This window comes from Alcaligenes sp. 13f (assembly GCF_020496585.1).
GTDB lineage: Bacteria > Pseudomonadota > Gammaproteobacteria > Burkholderiales > Burkholderiaceae_B > Alcaligenes > Alcaligenes phenolicus.
Genome location: NZ_JAHKKC010000086.1, coordinates 1 through 231, shown reverse-complemented (window position 1 = coordinate 231; position 231 = coordinate 1). Strand labels below are relative to the sequence as shown.

The 231-nt window shown below is 59.7% G+C and carries 1 protein-coding gene; it reads left to right on the top strand.

Going from position 1 to position 231, the window contains the following annotated elements; translation table 11 throughout:
• The coding region (locus tag KOE80_RS20250) for a VCBS domain-containing protein (protein ID WP_226349865.1) at nucleotides 1-231 on the top strand (231 nt) is incomplete at both ends.

Here is a 231-nt window from a genome sequence, read left to right as displayed (position 1 = left end):
CGCTGGACAACAGCCTGGCAGCGGTGCAGGCGTTGAACGAAGGCGATACGCTGGTTGAGGAGATTCGCTACACGATCACGGACGCCGATGGAGATACGAGCGAAGCGACGCTGACGATCACGATCAATGGTCAGACGGATGGTCCTCCGGTGGTGACGCCGGAAGATGGTGATGGAGATGTCTCTGAGGGCCACAACAGTGTGGTGGAGAACACTGGCGCGACGGTCGATG